This window comes from Leptolyngbya sp. FACHB-60 (genome assembly GCF_014695775.1).
Taxonomy (GTDB): domain Bacteria; phylum Cyanobacteriota; class Cyanobacteriia; order Phormidesmidales; family Phormidesmidaceae; genus Nodosilinea.
Genome location: NZ_JACJOX010000008.1, coordinates 127817 through 145047, shown reverse-complemented (window position 1 = coordinate 145047; position 17231 = coordinate 127817). Strand labels below are relative to the sequence as shown.

Genomic DNA, 17231 nt, shown 5'->3' with positions numbered 1-17231 from the left:
TGTTGAATTTGAGCGATTTGGACACCCTTTTCTCTACCGGCCCAAGCCCTGCCCGCCTACGTGTGTTTATGACGGGGGCCAGCGGTTGCATTGGCCACTACATTTTGGAGCTGCTGCTGGAGAGCGATCGCTACGAACTATTTTTGCTGCTACGCTACCCCGAGAAGCTACAGCTACCGGTGCAAGGCAACCCTAGGGTGCACATTCTCCAGGGTGGCCTCGAAAATATGGAGCCCTTTGCCGATCTGCTGCCCACCATCGACATCGCCATCTTGACCGCTGCGGCCTGGGGCGGCGACCCCGCCTACGTAGAAGCGATCAACGTTGAGGCCAACCTGGGGTTACTGGCCCGCCTCGATCGCGATCGCTGCCAGCAGGTGATCTATTTTTCCACTGCCAGCATTTTGAGCCAGCGCAGCGAACCCCTGCCCGAAGCCGGGGAAATTGGCACCGACTACATTCGCACCAAGTACGAATGCCACCACCGCCTGGGCGAGCTGCCGGTTTACGACAAAATTACGACGGTGTTTCCTACCCTAGTGTTTGGCGGCGATAAAGAAAAGCCCTACTCCTTTATTTCGGCCGGGCTCCAGGATGTCACCCGCTGGATCGGCCTGGCGCGCTTTTTTCGGGCCGATGCGGGGTTTCACTTCGCCCATGCCCAGGATATCGGCACAGTGGTGAACTATCTCGTCGAGCACCCCTCGACCGAGGGCTACCGCGAGTACGTGCTGGGCAACCCACCGCTGACGGTGAACCAGGCCGTCGAGCAAATTTGCGACTACTTTGGCCAGCGCATTTGGTTTCGCATTCCCCTGTCGATGTGGCTGACCGATGTGCTAATTAAGCTGTTTCGAGTGCAGATGGCTCCCTGGGACTATTTTTGCTTGCACTACCGCCACTTCGTCTACGCCGGAGCCGTCAGCCCCGCTAGCTTTGGCATGGAGCCCTACTGCTCGACCTTGGCGGATCTGATGCGGGTGCACGGTCTGCCTGGGGTGAAGCGGCGGAAGAAGATTAGAGGGTGAGCAGGGTAGGGGAGATAAGGAGGATGAGGAAGGTTGGAGAGTTAGTAAACTGAGTTCTCTTTTCCCTCATCGTCCTCACCCTGCCATCCCCTCATCGTCCTCATCTCTCTACAGCGCTACTTCACCACAAACCGATTGGGCATCAGCAGATAAATGCCACGGGGGTCGTTGAGGGTGCGCAGGATTTGGGTGTCGTCAACGAACTGAAGCACTTGAGTTGTCAGCGGGTCGTAGGTTTGGGCCTGGGTAACTTCGGTGCTGAAAAAGCCGCGCAAAAATCGCTGCAACTCGCTGGGTTCAGGATATTCTTGCAGACGCCAGTCGTCACCTAGCTCGGCTAGGTCGGCGGCGGTAGCGATCGCATCATTGACCCCCCCTAACTCGTCCACTAGGCCAAGGTCAAGGGCAGTCTGACCCGACCACACTCGTCCTTGGGCCAGTTCGGCCACCGCCGGCCGCGTCAGGTCGCGCCCCTCGGCCACTCGGTCGAGAAAGCTGTCGTAGATGGTGTCGACGGAGCGCTGCAAAATCGCCAGTTCGGCTGCGGTTTTGGGCCGGGTACTAGAGAAAATATCGGCCAGCTCCGAGGTTTTGACCCCGTCCCAGTTGACTCCCACTTTGGTGCCCAGCTCTTCGAGGTTGAGAAAGATGCCGTACACCCCGATGGAACCTGTGATCGTCGTGGGCTGGGCCAAAATGGCGTCAGCCTGGGAGGCAATCCAGTAGCCGCCGGAGGCCGCCACGTTGCCCATGGACACCACTACGGGCTTACCCGCCTTGCGCAACAACTGAACTTCGCGCAGAATGACCTCCGAGGCGGTGGCGCTGCCGCCGGGGCTGTTGACCCGCAGCACCACCGCCTTGACCTCGTCGTCCTGGCGCAGCTGACGCAGCTGCCGGGCCAGGGTATTGCCCTCAATGGTGCCGGTCTGACTAAAGTCGCCGTCGCCGCCGTCGATGATGGGGCCTTCGGCATAGACCAATGCCACCTGGTTGTCAGAGCGGCGGCTGGTGAGGGGGTCATCAACGGTGGCGGCATAGCCCGCCAGGCTAATCTGGCGAAAGTCGAGGTCGCTGTCTTCTACCTCCTCATTCTCTTCGCCGGTCAGCTCCCGCAGGGCGGTGATCACTTCGTCTTCGTAGGCGATCGCATCGGCAAGCTTCTGAGTTTCAGCCTCGGCCCCAAACAAAAACCCCTTGGTATTGGCGATGGTTTGCAGCTGCTGGGACGACAGATCGCGCGGCGCGGCGGCGGCGGTCAGCAGGTTTTGCCACACATCCGCCAGCAGGCGCTGGGTTTGCTCCCGCTCCTCGGGGCTCATGGTGTCGCGAATCAGCGGCTCCACCGCCGACTTGTAGCGGCCCACGCGGGTCACCTGCACTCCCACCCCTAGTTTCTCCAGGGCATCGGCTTGGTACATCGTCTCGGCGTAGAGGCCGTTCATCTCAATCTCGCCGAAAGGATTGAGGTACACCGTGTCGGCCAGGGAAGCCACGGCGTATTCCCGCTCGCTCCAGGAGATGTCGTAGGCCAAGATTGGCTTGCCTGCCGCTTGAAAAGCTGCGATCGCCGGCTGCATTTCGGTCTGACTGGCCAACCCGGTACCCAGAGCGGTGCTGCCCTTCAGGTAAAGGGCGGTGATGCGATCGTCGGTGGCTGCCTCTTCGAGGGCCAGCACTGCCTGGCGCAGGGTCAGTTCGCTTGGTGACTGGGTGCCAAACACTAGGGCGCTAGGGACAATCGCCTCCGGCGAGTCAGGAATCACCGTAGAGAGGTCGTAGACTAGCACCGTGTCTTTCTCGACGGTAGGGGCATCGCCTTCTTTGCCCAGACCGGCCACGATCACGCCCACCAGCCCCACTGCCCCCAGGGTAAGTAAAGAGCCCAGCAGCAAACAAAACAAGATCGACCCGGTCAGGCTCGCCAGGGTGTACTTCAAAAATTGCCGCATGGGGGTAACACTAAGGGGTTAAAAAGGCAAATTATCGATATACGTCAGCGTCTTCAGCGTCTTCGTAGGTGTCGATGGCCGCGTCATCGGGGGCCTGACTCACCTCTTCTTTAAAGCTGCGCAGGGTCTTGCCCAGGGCGCTGCCCAGTTCAGGAATTTTCTTAGGGCCGAAGATCAGCACGGCCACTCCGATGACGAGAACGACTTCAGTCCAGCCGAGGTTAAACATGGCGCTAGGAAGGTTGGATGTTTGTCTAACTATACAGCCTGGGGCCAGAGGCCGGGCTAGGAACCAAACCAAAGGCGACTAGCACCCTGGCTTTTCGACGCCTACACCGTCGCTGTTTCAGGGGCAAAGTGGAAGCCCGCCTGGCGAATGCGATCCATGGCGACGGCGAGGCGATCGCATTCGGCAATCAGGCTGACGCGGATGTAGCCTTCGCCGCCGGGGCCGAAGGCGTTGCCAGGGGTGACCACCACCCCTGTTTCTTGCAACACCGAGAGGGCAAAGTCCGTCGAGGTGCTGTCGGGGGGGCAGGGCACCCACAGGTACATCGTGGCCTGGGGTTTTTCCACCGTCCAGCCGAGGGAGGCAAACTCGTCAATTAAAAAGTCGCGCCGCGATGAGTAGCGCTGCTGCACCTCTTCCAAGTAGTGGTCGGGCAGCGACAGGGCCGTTTCTGCCGCCCGCTGCAGGGCCGCAAAAATGCCGTAGTCGAGGTTGGTCTTGAGGGTGCGCAGGCCCTGAATAATGTGGGAATTGCCCACCACGAAGCCCACCCGCCAGCCGGCCATGTTGTAGGTTTTCGACAGGGTGTGAAACTCAACCCCGACCTCCTTGCCGCCAGGAATCTCCAGCAGGCTGGTGGGCTGGTAGCCATCAAAGGCCAGCTCGGCGTAGCAGAGATCATGCACCAGCAAAATCTGGTAGCGGTGGGCAAACTCCACCGCGGCCTCAAAGAACTCACGGGGAGCAGTGGCGGCGGTGGGGTTATTGGGGTAGTTAAAGAACAGCGCCTTGGCTCGCTGGGCCACCTCCACTGGAATGGCGTCGAAGTCGATCAGCCAGTTGTTGGCAGCGGTAAGGTGCAGGTTGTAGATCTCGGCTCCGGCGATCGCCGGCCCGCGAAAGTGGGCTGGGTAGGCTGGAGTCGGCACCAGCACCAGATCGCCGGGGTTAATAAACGCCATGGCCAGGTGGGTAATGCCCTCTTTCGAGCCCAGCAGGGGCAGGGCTTCGGCGGTGGGGTCAAGGGCCACTCCGTAGCGGCGACCATACCAGTCGGTAATGGCGGTACGAAAGCTGGCAGTGCCCTCAAAGGGCGGATAGCCGTGGGTAGCAGGATCGCCGATCGCAGCGCGGGCGGCCTCCACCACCGGAGCCGGGGTGGGGCCGTCGGGGTTACCCATGCCCAAGTCGATTAAATCAAGTCCTTGCTCGCGGGCGCGGGCCTTGAGTTCATCCAGGCGGGCAAACACGTAGGGGGGCAATGCACTGAGGCGGTGAGCGGTGGGCATCCAGTCGAGGGTCATGGCTGCACCTCCGGGGCAACACTAGAGGACGAACGGGCAGGGGCAGAGGCGCGGGGCTTTTCGCGCAGTTCAGGACACAGGGGCGACACCATGGCCGCCATCACTGCTTCGGGGGTGACGGTAAAAGGCAGGTGGTGAATGTCAGACCCCTCGCGACAGGCAAACTCGGCCACCTGCTGAATCTGGCTTAGGGTAATGTCTCCCAGGCCCAGGTCAGTCAGGGTTTGGGGCAATCCTGCCGCCTGATAAAAGGGCAATAGCTGCTGCCGAGCAGCGCGAGCCAGGGCGGCGTTGCCCCCCATCTCTTCAAGGCGCAGCTGCACCAAAATGCCGTAGGCCACCTTCTCGCCGTGGAGAATGCCGTGGCTAGCGGGTAGCTGAGTCAGACCGTTGTGTACAGCGTGGGCCGCCACGGTACGGCACTGGGCACCGCCAATGCCCCCCACAACCCCAGCCAGCAGCACTGTGGCATCCACCACCTCCTGCCAGTCGGGGCCGCCCCACTGGCCCAGGGCCGCCGGAGTCTTTTGCAGCAGAATGTCGCGCAGCACCCGCGCCTGCTGCACCGCCGCCACCATCAGGGTTTGCTGGCTTGTGCCGCTGCTGATCGCCGCTTCATACCACTTGGCTAAGCCATCGCCGATGCCCGCCACCAGGGTGCGCCGGGGTGCGGTGCGAATCAGGGCATAGTCTAGAATTAGCAGATTAGGACAGGTGTCTAGGGCGACGTCGTAGCGAAAGGCCCCCTGGTCAGAGTAGACATTCGACAGCGCTGTCCAAGCCGCGCAAGTAGCCCCGGAGGTGGGTACCGTCACCACCGGCTGATTAATCTGGTGAGCCAGCAGCTTAGCGGCATCGAGCGCTTTGCCACCGCCCATGCCAATCACCACATCGGCCTGGTGCTCCGTCGCGGCAGAGTGCAGATGGTCTAAGGCCGCTTCGCTACAGTTGTGGCCGTAGGCTACCGTCTGAGTCGCTAGACCTGCTTCGCTTAGGGCCTCGACCAGGGGAGTAGCCAGCTTTAGACTGTGGCTGCCGCCGACAATTAGAGGACGCTGACCCAGTCGGGCAATTTGTGCAGCGATCCCTCCGGAAATCGCCGCTTCCTGGGCCGTCAAAATGCCATCTCCCCGAACAACCTGGGCCGGGGAGATGGCAAGGATGGGTAGTTGAGCGGTGGTCATAGGCGGGGAGATGGATGAGTAGGTGGATAGGTAGGCTTAGCTTTGGGTCGGGAGTTTAGCCCATGAATCGCGGTTGAGCTGCACCTGAAACGGTTCCTCTGAGCCCTTAGGATTGGGCTGAATTTGGCCTAGATAGAGCAGCCGAGAGATGCCATCGGGGTCATGGACAACCGTGCGGGCACGAATGGTCGCGACCTGCCCTGGCAGGCCTAGACGGTAGGGCTTAAACAGATTGCTAGCAGCTTGGTGCAGGGTGGCATCTAGCGTCTCAGGGGTGATAGCTGGCGGTACCGTGATCACAATCTGGCTGGCCCCAGAGTCGTAGACCGTGATGTAGGGGATAGAACCGGGCACGGCGATGCGGCTAAAGGGCTCAAAGCTCAGGCCTAGAAGACCAACGGTGAGCACAGCGGCAAACCCCGTGGCTCCCACCAAGCGAAAACGTAGACCCCACTTGAGTACGAAGGCCAGCGCTGTTATCGCGGCCAGAACTAGGGTGCCAATGCCAGCCCACTGGGTGGCAGTTAAAAATTCGGCGGGGCTGAGCATGGTGCGATCGCATCCTATAAACTGAGACGGCCAAAGTATTCACCAGAGTATCCAAGATATCGCAGAAGCCCTGGCCCAATCGGGAAGAGCATTCCACAGCGGTGATGCTGCCCAGACCCACAGCCTTGGTATCTAGCAATACCCTCTAATACTCGATCCTATCAGCAGTTTTCCAGTCTTTGCGGAGTGGGGTATGGAACTGGGAGCGATCGCGATGGCTGAATGGGCGGTGGCGCAGCCTCTCCGGAGGAGAATCGCGATCGCCATCACCGCTGCTCCAACGAGGCTTATTAGAGCCGCAACCTCTCTCCCTAGACAGTCCTATATTCCGCTGCACCTCACCATCAAAACTCAATAAATTAGGTTGTAAACCTAACCAAGACAGGGTAAAACTTGAAGCCGTAGCAATAAACAACGGCGGCAGCGATGACACAGGTAGCAGCAACGGGCATCGATAAATGGCGACGGGGCATCAGCCGGGCAGTGCTGGTGCTACCGCTGCTGCTGGTCGGCTGTGGGTCATCTAAGGTCGCCCAGTGCAACCAGCTCGCCGAAGTGGTCAACCAAACCCAGGGCTTTATGCAGGAGTTTGAAGCCGAGATTCAAACCTTTAGCGAGAGCGCTGCCCAAGTCAAAAACCTAGACGACATCAAGCTAGCCGCCAGCCAGTACACCACAGCCGTCGACAAAGTGGTCACCAACCTCGACGGGCTGGTGGGCGATCTCCAGTCCACCACCCTGAGGGACGAAGACCTCAGCAAGTTTAGGGACGACTATGTAGGGGTTGTGCAGGGCTTCAGCACCGCTCTCACCGACGCCCGAGAAGCCATGGATCTCGTAGTGCAGGTCGAGTCAGAGGCCGAGCTGCCTGCCAAAATCGAAGAATCTCAGCAGCAGACCATGACAGCAGTCTCTTCTATTGAGACCCTCTCCCAAACCGAATCGCAGCTCATCACCGAGGTCAACGGCTACTGCGGTGCCGCCCAGCCCGCCGACACTGGGTCGTAGCATCAGTTTGCGAAGCTTTTGTCTGCGGCCTTCTAGAAACGAGAACCGATTTGCAACCCGTAGCTATCCTGATGCCCCACCCCAGCGTCGAGTTGCCTAGAGCTGGGGACTATTTCCCAGGCTTTGGCCTCAGCGATCGTCTAGATGTACCTGGGTTTAAGTTCATGCCCAAGTTGGGCTGAATTCAGCCCAACTTCAATTTTCTGGCCGCAGACAATCAACTTCTAAGCATTTTGCTCTCTAATATGAAGCATTTTCTTCAACTAAACCTATACTTTGAATTCTGACTAAATCTCAAAGCATAGAAAGCCGCAAAAATTGTGAGCTTGGGCTATGTTAGGGGCATGATAGTGCTCTACAGCTAGGGGCTGCGACTGAGGCGCAGGCCTTGCTGCTTAGGCTAGTTAGGTCATCTCTTGCAAAGGCAGATGGGCAAATAATGCCTGATGCTTGGCGCTCAATGCTTACCTCATGCTTACTGTGAGATTCTAAATCAATGAGTAGGCAATTTTAAGCAGCTCAAACGCGATTATTTTGTCTTAAGTAGCCATCATCGTCACCTTAGTGTTAGCGGTAAGTTACTAAGGCTAAAAACTCTTTAATTTACCTAGTCTGAGTCATTTTTATCCTGTGACCCACCCGTCTCAAGTTCCGCCCGATTTGAAAGATGACTTGCTGCGAGCCGTAGACAGTAGCCCTGCAGACTGGATTTTGCTAAACCTCGCCCTTAGCACCATGAAAATGGGCGGGCACCGCTACGGAGCCTTTTTAGACGCCGCCACCACCGCCGCCAAACTGGCGATCTACAGCACTTTTGTCGAACAGGGCAACAATATTCGCAAAACGGGGTTTTTGTACCACGTTGAGCCCAAGCGGGTTAAAGCCATTGTCCAAGAGATTCAGGTTGCCCTGGCGGAAGGACAAAGCCTCAAGGTACTCAATTCAAAGGAGCCCTACTATCTCATCGCCCTGCCGTTTCTCTGGCAAGAGCACTTTCCCTGCAACCCTGGCGCGACCCGGGTGCGACTGCAGGGGTTGACCCCCGGCGAGCGCAAAAGCATCGAAGAGAGCCTGCCCTCCAGCGCTCCCCGTGCCCGGATTTTAGACCAGGTCGAATTTGCCGAGCTGATGGAGCTACTCCATCACATGTCGCAGGAGGAACTGCCCTCCAGCCAGCGCATGTCCTTCAGTGACGCCCTGATGTCGCACATTAAATTTCGACTGCTGCACTCTGGCACTGTGATTCAAATTGACTCTCCCCTAGTGGATATTCCGCTGTATGCCCTGGCTAGCGAGTCATACTCGCCCAAGGGGGAACAGGAGCGAGTCTTCGCCATGATCGACGATGTGGCGAGATTCTTCAGCTTGCTACAGGCCTGGGTGCGAGAAGATGAGGGCGTGCTGCGGGGGGTAGAGGTGTTTGATGTCGCCCCCCAAGATCGTACGGCTGCTCTAGAAGAACTCGACGCCATGCTGCGTGCCTGGGCCGACAAGTACCACCAGGACGGTGGTCTGCCCATGGTGCTGCAATTTGCCGCAGGCCGCCGCGAGTATGACTAGAGTGCTAGGTCGCAAGCTCGGTTGTAATCCAGTGTCAACGGTCGAGCGAGAAGGCGGCAAGGATGACCTGATCAGCCAGGGGTAAAGCCATCAAGCTGAACACCAAATCGGTTGACTTGCCAATCCCTTACGCGGTGAACGCCATCATTTGCCCTCAAAATTTGCCTAATCTCATTCTCAGGTTGAGTTAAGCTGAGAATATCGTAAAGAAATGTAACGCTATGGGCTATGCCTCTTCATCCCCTGGCCGCAGGGTAGTAGTGGTTGGCGCTGGCATTGGTGGACTAACCGCAGCGGCTCTGCTAGCTCGTCGAGGCTATGCGGTGCGAGTATTTGACCAGGCCCGTGTAGCCGGGGGCTGTGCCTCAACCTTTAAGCGGCGAGGCTTTACCTTTGATGTGGGGGCAACCCAGGTGGCAGGGCTAGAGCCGGAGGGCATTCACCACCAAATCTTCAGCGAGCTTGATCTGCCGCTGCCGGAGGCGACCCCCTGTGACCCAGCCTGTGCTGTATTTTTGCCCGGTGAAACCGAGCCCATTCAAGTATGGCGTGACCCCGTAGCCTGGCAAGCTGAGCGCCAGCGACAGTTTCCGGGCAGTGAGCCCTTCTGGCAGCTGATGCAGACTCTGTTTCAGCCCAGCTGGCGATTTCAATCTCGACAGCCGGTGTTGCCCCCCCGCAGCCCGTGGGATCTATGGCAGCTGACCCAAGCTCTGCGCCCCGATACTCTGACGACAGTGCCCTACACCTTTAGTACAGTGGGCCAGGTACTGAGGCAGATGGGGTTGGCGGGCGATTCGCGCAGCGATCCCTCTAGAAATCGCCGCCTCAAGACCTTCCTCGACCTCCAACTCAAGCTCTACTCCCAGGTGGGCGCCGATGAGACGGCGGTGCTCTACGCCGCTACCGCCCTCAGCATGTCCCAAGCGCCCCAAGGTTTGTGGCACTTAAAGGGCAGCATGCAAATGCTCAGCGACAGTCTAGAAAAAGCGCTGGTGCGCGACGGTGGCCTGCTTCAGCTCAACCACGGTGTCCACCAAATTCATGCCGCCCAAGGTCGAGTGAGCGGAGTAACAGTTGCAGACCAGAAAACTGGCAAAACCTGGGTAGAACCCGCTGACCACGTGGTCGCCAATGTAACAGTACAAAATTTGGTGCAGCTGTTAGGCGATCGCGTCCCCCGAGGCTATCAGCGGCGGGTTGAGGCACTCCCCGCAGGCAACGGTGCTTTTGTTTTATATCTTGGGGTAGATGCAGCGGCAATTCCCGATGGTTGTCCACCCCACCTGCAGTTTCTTTACAGCTACGACGGTCCTATTGCCGAAAATAACACCCTGTTTGTGTCAGTCAGCCGCCCCGGAGACGGGCGCGCTCCTGAGGGACGAGCCACCATTGTGGCCTCATCATTCACTGACCTTGCTCCGTGGTGGCAGGTCAGCGACTACGAAGCTATGAAGCAGGACTATATCAATGGCGCTCTGCACCGGCTAGGTAGCTATTTTGACCTGCGGGCCGAGCATCTGATTCACGTCGAGGCAGCTACCCCCCGCACCTTTGCCCACTTTACCGCCCGCGATCAGGGCGGCGTCGGCGGGCTAGGTATGCGGGTAAGCACCTTTGGCCCTTTTGGATTTGCTAACCGCACTCCAATGGCTGGGCTTTGGCTGGTGGGCGACTCTACTCATCCGGGTGAAGGGACGGCAGGGGTGAGCTACTCGGCCCAAACCGTAGTGAGGCAGATTGCGGCTTATTCAAAGACACCTTAAGAGCTAGCAGGGGACAAATCCTCAAGAAAACTTTAAAGAATGCATCCTGCCTAGCAGAGACAACTGTCCCTGTCCTGGGTATTATTGTCTAAACTATGCCCGTGATCTGGGCTGGTCTAGGTAAAACTCGCTACTTAGCCTGCCGGCAAACTTGCTGTGGCTAAATCACTCCTGTTCCTGGAAGTGCAGCTTATCCCCGCCACCGTCGGTTTTGATGGGGTGCCTTCGTCATCTACCGCTCTTCTAATCAGGTCAGCAGCATGAGTCCCTGGGATTCCTTAGATTCGTGGTCAAACTACTCTAGTCGGCCTCCCGCCAACTTAGAGGACTTGCTCTACCAGCACTGGCAGTACTGGCGTAAGCAGGAGGCCCCCCATGAGCTGATCGCGCGGTTTCGCAGCCTGTTTTTGGATGTAGCCAACTATCCCGACAGCTCGGTGGCCAGCGCCCTCCTGAGTCTCTCTGAGCAAGAGACTGCTAGCCGCGAGTTTAAGTATGTGCTCAACCGCTGCTGCTATACCCTAATCAACATCTGGTACACTCAGCCCCGCGATCATTGGGCCATTCCAGAGCTGGTGCGACTGTTTGAGGATCTGCCCCCCGCCAATAGCACTAACCCCAAGGCTCAAAAGGTCTACGGTCTAGTTAAAGAATTTCCTCAGACTGAACAGTACGCGTCGCTGGTGCGGCTTCAGCAGATTATGTCTTCTGCTCGGGAGGCCGACGTCTCTGCGACGGCGGTGGTTGAAGATCAGCCCCTGGCCCACCGCATTCGCCACTACCCTTTTCTCTACGACAACAGTCTGCTGACCAAAGACAGTGGCCAAGAGCAAAAGCAAAACATTAACGACCTGCGCCGCCGAGCCGAAACCGACCTGGGTATTCGCTTGGCCCGTTACCACGCCCAGCACCAGATTCCCAGCCGGGCTGGAAAGGTGGTCAATCCCACCTTGCTCGATGCTGATGGTTTAGAGCAGGCGCTGAGCTTTTATACCGGCAAAATTGATGGCCGCACCCACCGCGACCAAGCCCGCTGGTTTGCCACCTATAGCAAAACCGTGCGATCGTTCCGCGACTTTAAAGATGAGTTTGTCGACTATTTAATTGGCCCGATCGCAGCGGCAGAACCCAAGTACAGCGGCAACCACTTCACCCGCAACCTGCGCCAATACCTGCGCGAAACCCTGACGGAGTTTGACAACCAGCCGTTGAACAGCTTTATTTTGGTTGAGACCTGTCGCCGTCTGCTCAACTTTTTGGTGGTCGATAGCCCCCACCGGCCCGTATTTCGCAACTTTCGCCACCTCGTTAACGATGTGGGCCACGCCTTAACTATGGGGCTGCTGCTGCGGCTGGTGCTGTTTTGCTCGGCCGCCAAGCCTTGGCTAGAGCGCTGCTTGTCGGTGCTGTTTAATCTGCATGAGCGCCGCACCTGCAAGGAGGTGCCCTGGTTGGTCACTAGTCTGGAGCACGCCAACGTGGCGCTAATCACTAACTTTAGCGACGTGGGCTACCAGTTTTAGATCGCCTTTGGGATGAGTCAGGCCATGGCTTTCCCCTTAGGGTAGTGCCCGCTAGGGGAGGCTGCTCTGCCCAAACAGTCGTAGTCTAGGGGGACTGGCAGATTCCAGACTCCGTCGGTGGTGGGTAGGGCTTGAGCACAGTTTGAGCCTGGGATGGCCGAGGCCAAATTTAGGGAGGAGAGGATTGGCAAAGGGCTGGGTTGGAGTCAAGGGCGTGGCGATCGCAGCCATAGCAGTAGGGCTAGTACTGCGTTTCTCTAACTTAGACCGCAAGGTCTACTGGCACGATGAAGCCTATACCAGCCTGCGGGTGGCGGGCTACATGGGACCAGCTGTACAGGATGCTGTCTTAGATCGTCCTGATCTGACTCCTTCTGATCTGCTGCACTATCAGCAGATGCCGCCATCCCCCTCCCTAGTCGACTGCTGGGATGCCTTGGCCAACCACCCAGAGCACCCGCCGCTGTATTACCTGGCAGCCCACGGTTGGGGACGGATCTTTGGGGCTTCGGTGGGGGGCTATCGGGCGATCGCGGCGATTTTTGGGGCGATCGCCCTGGCAGCCATGTTTTGGCTGGGGCGGCAGCTGTTTCCGCTCAACCCACCCGTAGCCTGGCTGGCGACGGCCCTAATGGCGGTGTCGCCCGTACAGATCATCTATAGCCAGGAGGCCCGTGAGTATAGCCTCTGGGCGGTGGGGCTGCTGCTGACCCACGGTGCCCTGGTGCGGGCGCTGCGGCTCAACCAGCCGCTGGCCTGGTTGGCCTACGGTCTTGCTTTGGGGCTGAGCTGGTACGGGTCGCTGATGACTGGGTTGCTGGGGTTGAGCCACCTGGCTTTTATGGCGCTGACCCAGCGCCAGCGACGGCCCTGGCTGGGGTTTGTGCTGGCCCACGGTTTAGGCATTGGCCTGTTTGCGCCTTGGATTTGGACGATTGTGTGGTGGTGGGAGCGGTTGAAAGAGGTCACGGCCTGGACAGATGACCCTCAACCCTTAGACTCTTTGGCGAAACTGTGGGGGCTGCACTACAGCGCCGCCGTGGTTGATTTTAATCTGCCGCTTGACCATCCCTTTACAGTAGCTGGCCCGGCCCTGGTGCTGGGATTGGTGGCCGTCAGCCTGGTTCATATTGGGCGACATTATCCACGCTCAACGGCGGTGTTTTTGGGCTGCGGGCTGCTGGTACCGCCTCTGGTCCTGATTGGCGGCGACATTGTGCGTACCGGTCAGATTTCCACCAACACCCGCTACTTTTTCCCGTCGTTGCTGCTGGTGCCGCTGGCGATCGCCCCCCTGATCAACGCTGGTCTCGCCGCCGCTTTGTCGCGGTCTAGGGCGCTGGGAGCGGCGCTACTGGCCCTATTGCTCACGCTGGGCATCGCCTCTGGGTTCACCAACACCCGCGCCCTTACCTGGTGGAATAAATCTCTGAGCTACCCCAACCTGGCGATCGCCAACTACCTCAACCAGGAGAGCGCTCCGGTGGTTATCTTTGGCCCCAGCGGCATCACCTTAGGAGAAGCGATTTCCCTCAGCCACTACCTCAACCCTGATACCACCCTGTGGTTGCTATCAGAGCAGGCTCTACCCACTGCCGCCGCGTTGCAAACCGTGGTTCAGGCTCAGCCTCAAACCAGCCTGTTTTTATTTGAGCCAGCGCCGCCACTGCTAGAAACTGTACCGTCGGGATGGCAGACAGCTCCAGCCACCGATGCCACCGAGTTCTCTCCCACGGACCTGGTGCGGCTCATTCCGCCTCAGGAATCTTGAGGGACTATCTCACGGCTGGAGCCTGCATTTGTAGACTACCAACAGTGGCATCCATCGTCACTGGCCCACCAATGGGCAAGGTCCACAGAGGTTCTACATGACCGATCCAAGCACCCGCGTAGGCGGGAATGCCCAGGGGTTTGATGTGGTCTTGCAGAATGTCATCCAGGGTAAGCGAGCCATAGCCCTCGCCAGGACCGCAGGCGATGCACTGGCCAAACACAAATCCCGCCAGACCGTCGAGCACCCCGGCCAACTTGAGCTGGGTCAGCATGCGATCGATGCTGTAGGGCGCTTCACCCACGTCTTCTAAAAACAAAATTGCCCCGGTGGTATCGGGCATATAGGGCGATCCCACAATGCCAGAAATGACCGAAAGATTGCCCCCCAGCAGCGGCCCGGTGGCGCGGCCCGGCGTAATGGTCTGAATGCGGCCCTGGTCGCGCATCAGGCGGTCTTGGTCAGACCCTAGTAGTGGGTTGGTGTAGGTGAGCGTTTCACCGTTGATCAGAATGCGGCGCAGCGGCTCCACCTGGTCGTCTCGCCAGGCGGTCAGGCCATGGGGGCCGTGGAAGGTGACCAGCCCCGTCTGGGCATAGAGACCTAGCAGCAGGGCCGAAATGTCGCTAAAGCCAATCACTACCTTGGGGTTGGCGCGAATCAGGTCGTAGTCGAGGTAGGGCAGAATGCGGGCGCTGCCCCAGTCGCCGCGAATGGGCAGCAGCGCTTTGACTGCCGGGTCGGCGAACAGGGCATTCACATCGGCGGCCCGCTCGGCATCGGTGCCCGCCAAATAACCGTAGCGCGCCAGGGCATGGGGAGCCACGCGAGGCACAAACCCCAGGGCTTTAACAGCGTCGATGACCAGATTGAGGCGATCGCGCTCAAAGGTCGCCCCCGCTGGGCTGACAATCCCCACCGTATCCCCCGCTCGCAAGCGCGGCGGCAGTAGGGTAGGACGCCCTTGGGCCTGCACCGCCCGCTGCCCCAGCGCCACCCCGGCCGCCGCCACCCCCAGCCCGCCCAATAGCTGTCGCCGCCGCATACGCGCTACCCTAAAATTCTTGCAACACCACTGCCGAGCATACACCGGAGCCTCCCGTGACTGCACAAACCCCGTCATCCCTTAGCTCTGCCGCCTGGGAACAGCGCTATCAAGAGGGCACCCCCCGCTGGGATCTGGGTCAGCCTGCCCCCGCCTTTCAATCGCTGCTGACCGCTGCGGATGCGCCTCAGCCTGGCCGCGCGATCGCCCTCGGTGCCGGGCGCGGCCACGATGCCATCTTCTTTGCCCAACAGGGGTTTGAGGTCACCGCCGTCGACTTTGCCCCTTCGCCTATTCAGTCGCTCAGAGAACAATCCCAGGCTCAGCAGCTTTCCCTAAACCTGCTGCAAAAGGACATCTTTGACCTGACCCCCGACCTGGCGGGTCAATTTGACTACGCGATCGAACACACCTGCTTTTGCGCGATCGATCCCTCCCTGCGTCCCGACTACGTGGCGTTGGTAGCCGATCTCCTGGTGCCAAAGGGTGAATTGCTGGCCGTATTCTTCACTCATCAACGCTCCGGCGGCCCTCCCTTTGGCACCGCTCCGGCAGAAGTGCGTCAGCTCTTCGAACCCTACTTTGACATCGTTACCTTAGAGCCGGTGGCTAACTCCGTCCCGTCGCGGCACGGGGAAGAGCACTTTGGACGTTTGCGGCGACGGTAACGCGGAGCGGATGGATTCAAAATGCAAAATTGAGAATTCTCAATTTTGCATTTTGCACTCTCCACTTCCCCACCCATCACCTTCCCCACCGCCTCACCCCCCACTCCATCCATCTCCCTATACTGAAGAAGACCGTTCACCCTGAACTTTTCCCATGGATTTAGAGCAGATTTCTGCCCAGCTTAAAAGCGAAGACTCGAAAGACCGCATGCTGGCTTTGGCTTCGCTACGGGATGTCCCCGCAGCCGATGCGGCACCGTTGATTCGGCAGGCGCTCCACGACAAAAACCTGCAAATTCGCTCGATGGCGGTGTTTGCCCTAGGCATTAAGCCCGATGAAGAGTCCTTTGACATTTTGATCAATCTGCTCACCTCTGACCCCGACTACGGCATTCGCGCTGACGCGGCTGGGGCGCTGGGATATTTAGAAGATCCCCGAGCATTTGAGACCCTGGTGCGGGCCTTTTATGAAGATACTGACTGGCTGGTGCGCTTTAGTGCGGCGGTGTCTCTCGGCAACCTCAAAGACCCTCGCGCTCACGATGTGCTGATGCAGGCGCTGCAAAGTGATGAGATTGTGATGCAGCAGGCGGCGATCGCCGCTGTTGGCGAGATTGGCGACCTTGAGGCGGTCGATGAGATTCTCAAGTTTGCCCAGTCTGAAGACTGGCTGGTGCGCCAGCGTTTAGCCGAGGCCCTGGGCTATCTGCCTACGCCAAAAACTGAGCCAGCCCTGCGCTACCTCGAAAAAGATTCTCAATTTCAGGTGGCCGAGTCGGCGAGAATTTCGCTCACCCGATTGCATAAGCGTAAGGACGGTTAGCGCGCATCAATACTGCTGGGTCAAATTGACATAACGCGGCGTGCAATTGGCAGTTTGACGCCTGAAACCATTAAACAGCTGTGCCACTTTGCTTTGCAGCGGCCTGTGTAAGCTAAACAGCTGTGCCACTTCGCTTTACATCGGCCTCTGCAAGCTATACAGCTGTGCCACTTTGCTTTACAGCGATCGCAGTTTGTTAAATGGGCTGCTCAATGTGTCAAGTCGCGGTGGGCTTGAGGATGGCGATCGCGGCCCCCGACGGCAATGGGTAGTCCGTCGGGGGCGGGTGCGTTACTCAATCAGCACGGTTTTGGTGGCGATCGCCATCCACATCTCGACTTTGCTCGATGCTGGCTCGGTGCCTGCTGGGGAGGTTGGGCCGGGGGTGCCGTTGGTGGGCGGCACAGGGATGGGGTCGCTCCAGTCGTTGGGGTCGGTGTAGCCGAGGGCATGGAGAATTTTGATGGTGCGGTCTATGGCTGCGAGGCTGCCGTAGAGCATGTGGCGCACCCGCTCTGGGCGAATTTGGGGGGTGCTGCGTGAAGACGGCGGAAGATTGGATGCGCCGCTGGCATCGGGTTCGAGATATTCAAACATCGGTTCTGTTTCCTTGTCGTGGGTATGGAAGAAACAGAACGCGAAAACCCCAGCCACCCGCAGTTGAAGTGCAAACTGTGGGGGCTAGGGTACGATGAGCCTAGCCTCGCAATCTGCGGCGTAGATTTGCGGGGTTAGCTGTCGGTTGGTGGTGTCAACACCTTCCGGCAGCGCTAAGATTTTCGAGTTCTGCGTAATCACCGCTCTGCTGAACGGCTTAACGA

At 58.8% G+C, this 17231-nt stretch carries 16 protein-coding genes; 9 read left to right on the top strand and 7 right to left on the bottom strand.

Annotated features, from left to right (window positions below):
• Positions 1-8 precede the first annotated feature (8 nt).
• Positions 9-1028, top strand: coding sequence for an NAD(P)-dependent oxidoreductase (locus tag H6F57_RS01985; RefSeq protein ID WP_242025005.1), 1020 nt, complete (start codon positions 9-11; stop codon positions 1026-1028).
• A gap of 116 nt (positions 1029-1144) precedes the next feature.
• Here H6F57_RS01985 and sppA read toward each other — a convergent pair whose 3' ends face one another.
• The 5 genes from sppA to H6F57_RS01960 all read right to left on the bottom strand — a co-directional run bounded on the left by sppA (position 1145) and on the right by H6F57_RS01960 (position 6246).
• Positions 1145-2980: a signal peptide peptidase SppA gene (gene sppA / locus H6F57_RS01980; protein ID WP_190630598.1), complete on the bottom strand. Its 1836-nt coding sequence runs from the start codon at positions 2978-2980 to the stop codon at positions 1145-1147.
• 31 nt (positions 2981-3011) lie between these two features.
• A complete protein-coding gene (locus H6F57_RS01975; protein ID WP_190630595.1) occupies positions 3012-3209 on the bottom strand; it encodes a twin-arginine translocase TatA/TatE family subunit in 198 nt (65 codons plus the stop codon).
• A 101-nt stretch (positions 3210-3310) separates the two neighbouring features.
• Positions 3311-4513, bottom strand: a complete 1203-nt coding sequence (locus tag H6F57_RS01970; RefSeq protein WP_190630592.1) for an aspartate aminotransferase — start codon at positions 4511-4513, stop codon at positions 3311-3313.
• Positions 4510-5697, bottom strand: coding sequence for an iron-containing alcohol dehydrogenase family protein (locus H6F57_RS01965; RefSeq protein WP_190630590.1), 1188 nt, complete (start codon positions 5695-5697; stop codon positions 4510-4512). The genes H6F57_RS01970 and H6F57_RS01965 overlap by 4 nt, the downstream gene beginning before the upstream one ends.
• A 36-nt stretch (positions 5698-5733) precedes the next feature.
• Positions 5734-6246: a Ycf51 family protein gene (locus H6F57_RS01960; RefSeq protein WP_190630588.1), complete on the bottom strand. Its 513-nt coding sequence runs from the start codon at positions 6244-6246 to the stop codon at positions 5734-5736.
• Positions 6247-6439: 193 nt separating this feature from the next.
• On the opposite strand from H6F57_RS01960, the gene H6F57_RS01955 reads away from it, so the two are divergent.
• The 6 genes from H6F57_RS01955 to H6F57_RS01930 all read left to right on the top strand — a co-directional run bounded on the left by H6F57_RS01955 (position 6440) and on the right by H6F57_RS01930 (position 13874).
• Positions 6440-6604 carry a hypothetical protein gene (locus H6F57_RS01955; protein ID WP_190630586.1) on the top strand — a complete coding sequence of 55 codons (165 nt, stop codon included), beginning with the start codon at positions 6440-6442 and terminating at the stop codon, positions 6602-6604.
• 68 nt (positions 6605-6672) lie between these two features.
• Entirely contained in the window at positions 6673-7254 is a 582-nt protein-coding gene (locus H6F57_RS01950; RefSeq protein WP_199289933.1) for a hypothetical protein, read from the top strand.
• Positions 7255-7884: 630 nt separating this feature from the next.
• A complete protein-coding gene (gene hetR / locus H6F57_RS01945; protein WP_190630583.1) occupies positions 7885-8814 on the top strand; it encodes a heterocyst differentiation control protein in 930 nt (309 codons plus the stop codon).
• A gap of 221 nt (positions 8815-9035) precedes the next feature.
• On the top strand, positions 9036-10580 hold the full coding sequence (gene crtD, locus H6F57_RS01940) for a C-3',4' desaturase CrtD (RefSeq protein WP_190630580.1): 1545 nt from the start codon (positions 9036-9038) through the stop codon (positions 10578-10580).
• 260 nt (positions 10581-10840) lie between these two features.
• On the top strand, positions 10841-12103 hold the full coding sequence (locus H6F57_RS01935; RefSeq protein WP_199289932.1) for a hypothetical protein: 1263 nt from the start codon (positions 10841-10843) through the stop codon (positions 12101-12103).
• 184 nt (positions 12104-12287) lie between these two features.
• A complete protein-coding gene (locus tag H6F57_RS01930) occupies positions 12288-13874 on the top strand; it encodes a glycosyltransferase family 39 protein (RefSeq protein WP_190630578.1) in 1587 nt (528 codons plus the stop codon).
• A gap of 4 nt (positions 13875-13878) precedes the next feature.
• Here the strand turns inward: H6F57_RS01930 and H6F57_RS01925 are convergent, their stop codons facing one another.
• Positions 13879-14919: an LD-carboxypeptidase gene (locus H6F57_RS01925; RefSeq protein ID WP_190630576.1), complete on the bottom strand. Its 1041-nt coding sequence runs from the start codon at positions 14917-14919 to the stop codon at positions 13879-13881.
• A 56-nt stretch (positions 14920-14975) separates the two neighbouring features.
• On the opposite strand from H6F57_RS01925, the gene H6F57_RS01920 reads away from it, so the two are divergent.
• Both H6F57_RS01920 and H6F57_RS01915 read left to right on the top strand, forming a co-directional pair.
• Positions 14976-15587, top strand: a complete 612-nt coding sequence (locus H6F57_RS01920) for a methyltransferase domain-containing protein (RefSeq protein ID WP_190630574.1) — start codon at positions 14976-14978, stop codon at positions 15585-15587.
• A gap of 154 nt (positions 15588-15741) precedes the next feature.
• On the top strand, positions 15742-16410 hold the full coding sequence (locus H6F57_RS01915; RefSeq protein WP_190630572.1) for a HEAT repeat domain-containing protein: 669 nt from the start codon (positions 15742-15744) through the stop codon (positions 16408-16410).
• A 291-nt stretch (positions 16411-16701) separates the two neighbouring features.
• Here H6F57_RS01915 and H6F57_RS01910 read toward each other — a convergent pair whose 3' ends face one another.
• The gene (locus tag H6F57_RS01910) at positions 16702-17007 is read right to left on the bottom strand and encodes a hypothetical protein (RefSeq protein ID WP_190630570.1); all 306 of its coding nucleotides are present in this window, start codon (positions 17005-17007) and stop codon (positions 16702-16704) included.
• Positions 17008-17231 lie beyond the last annotated feature (224 nt).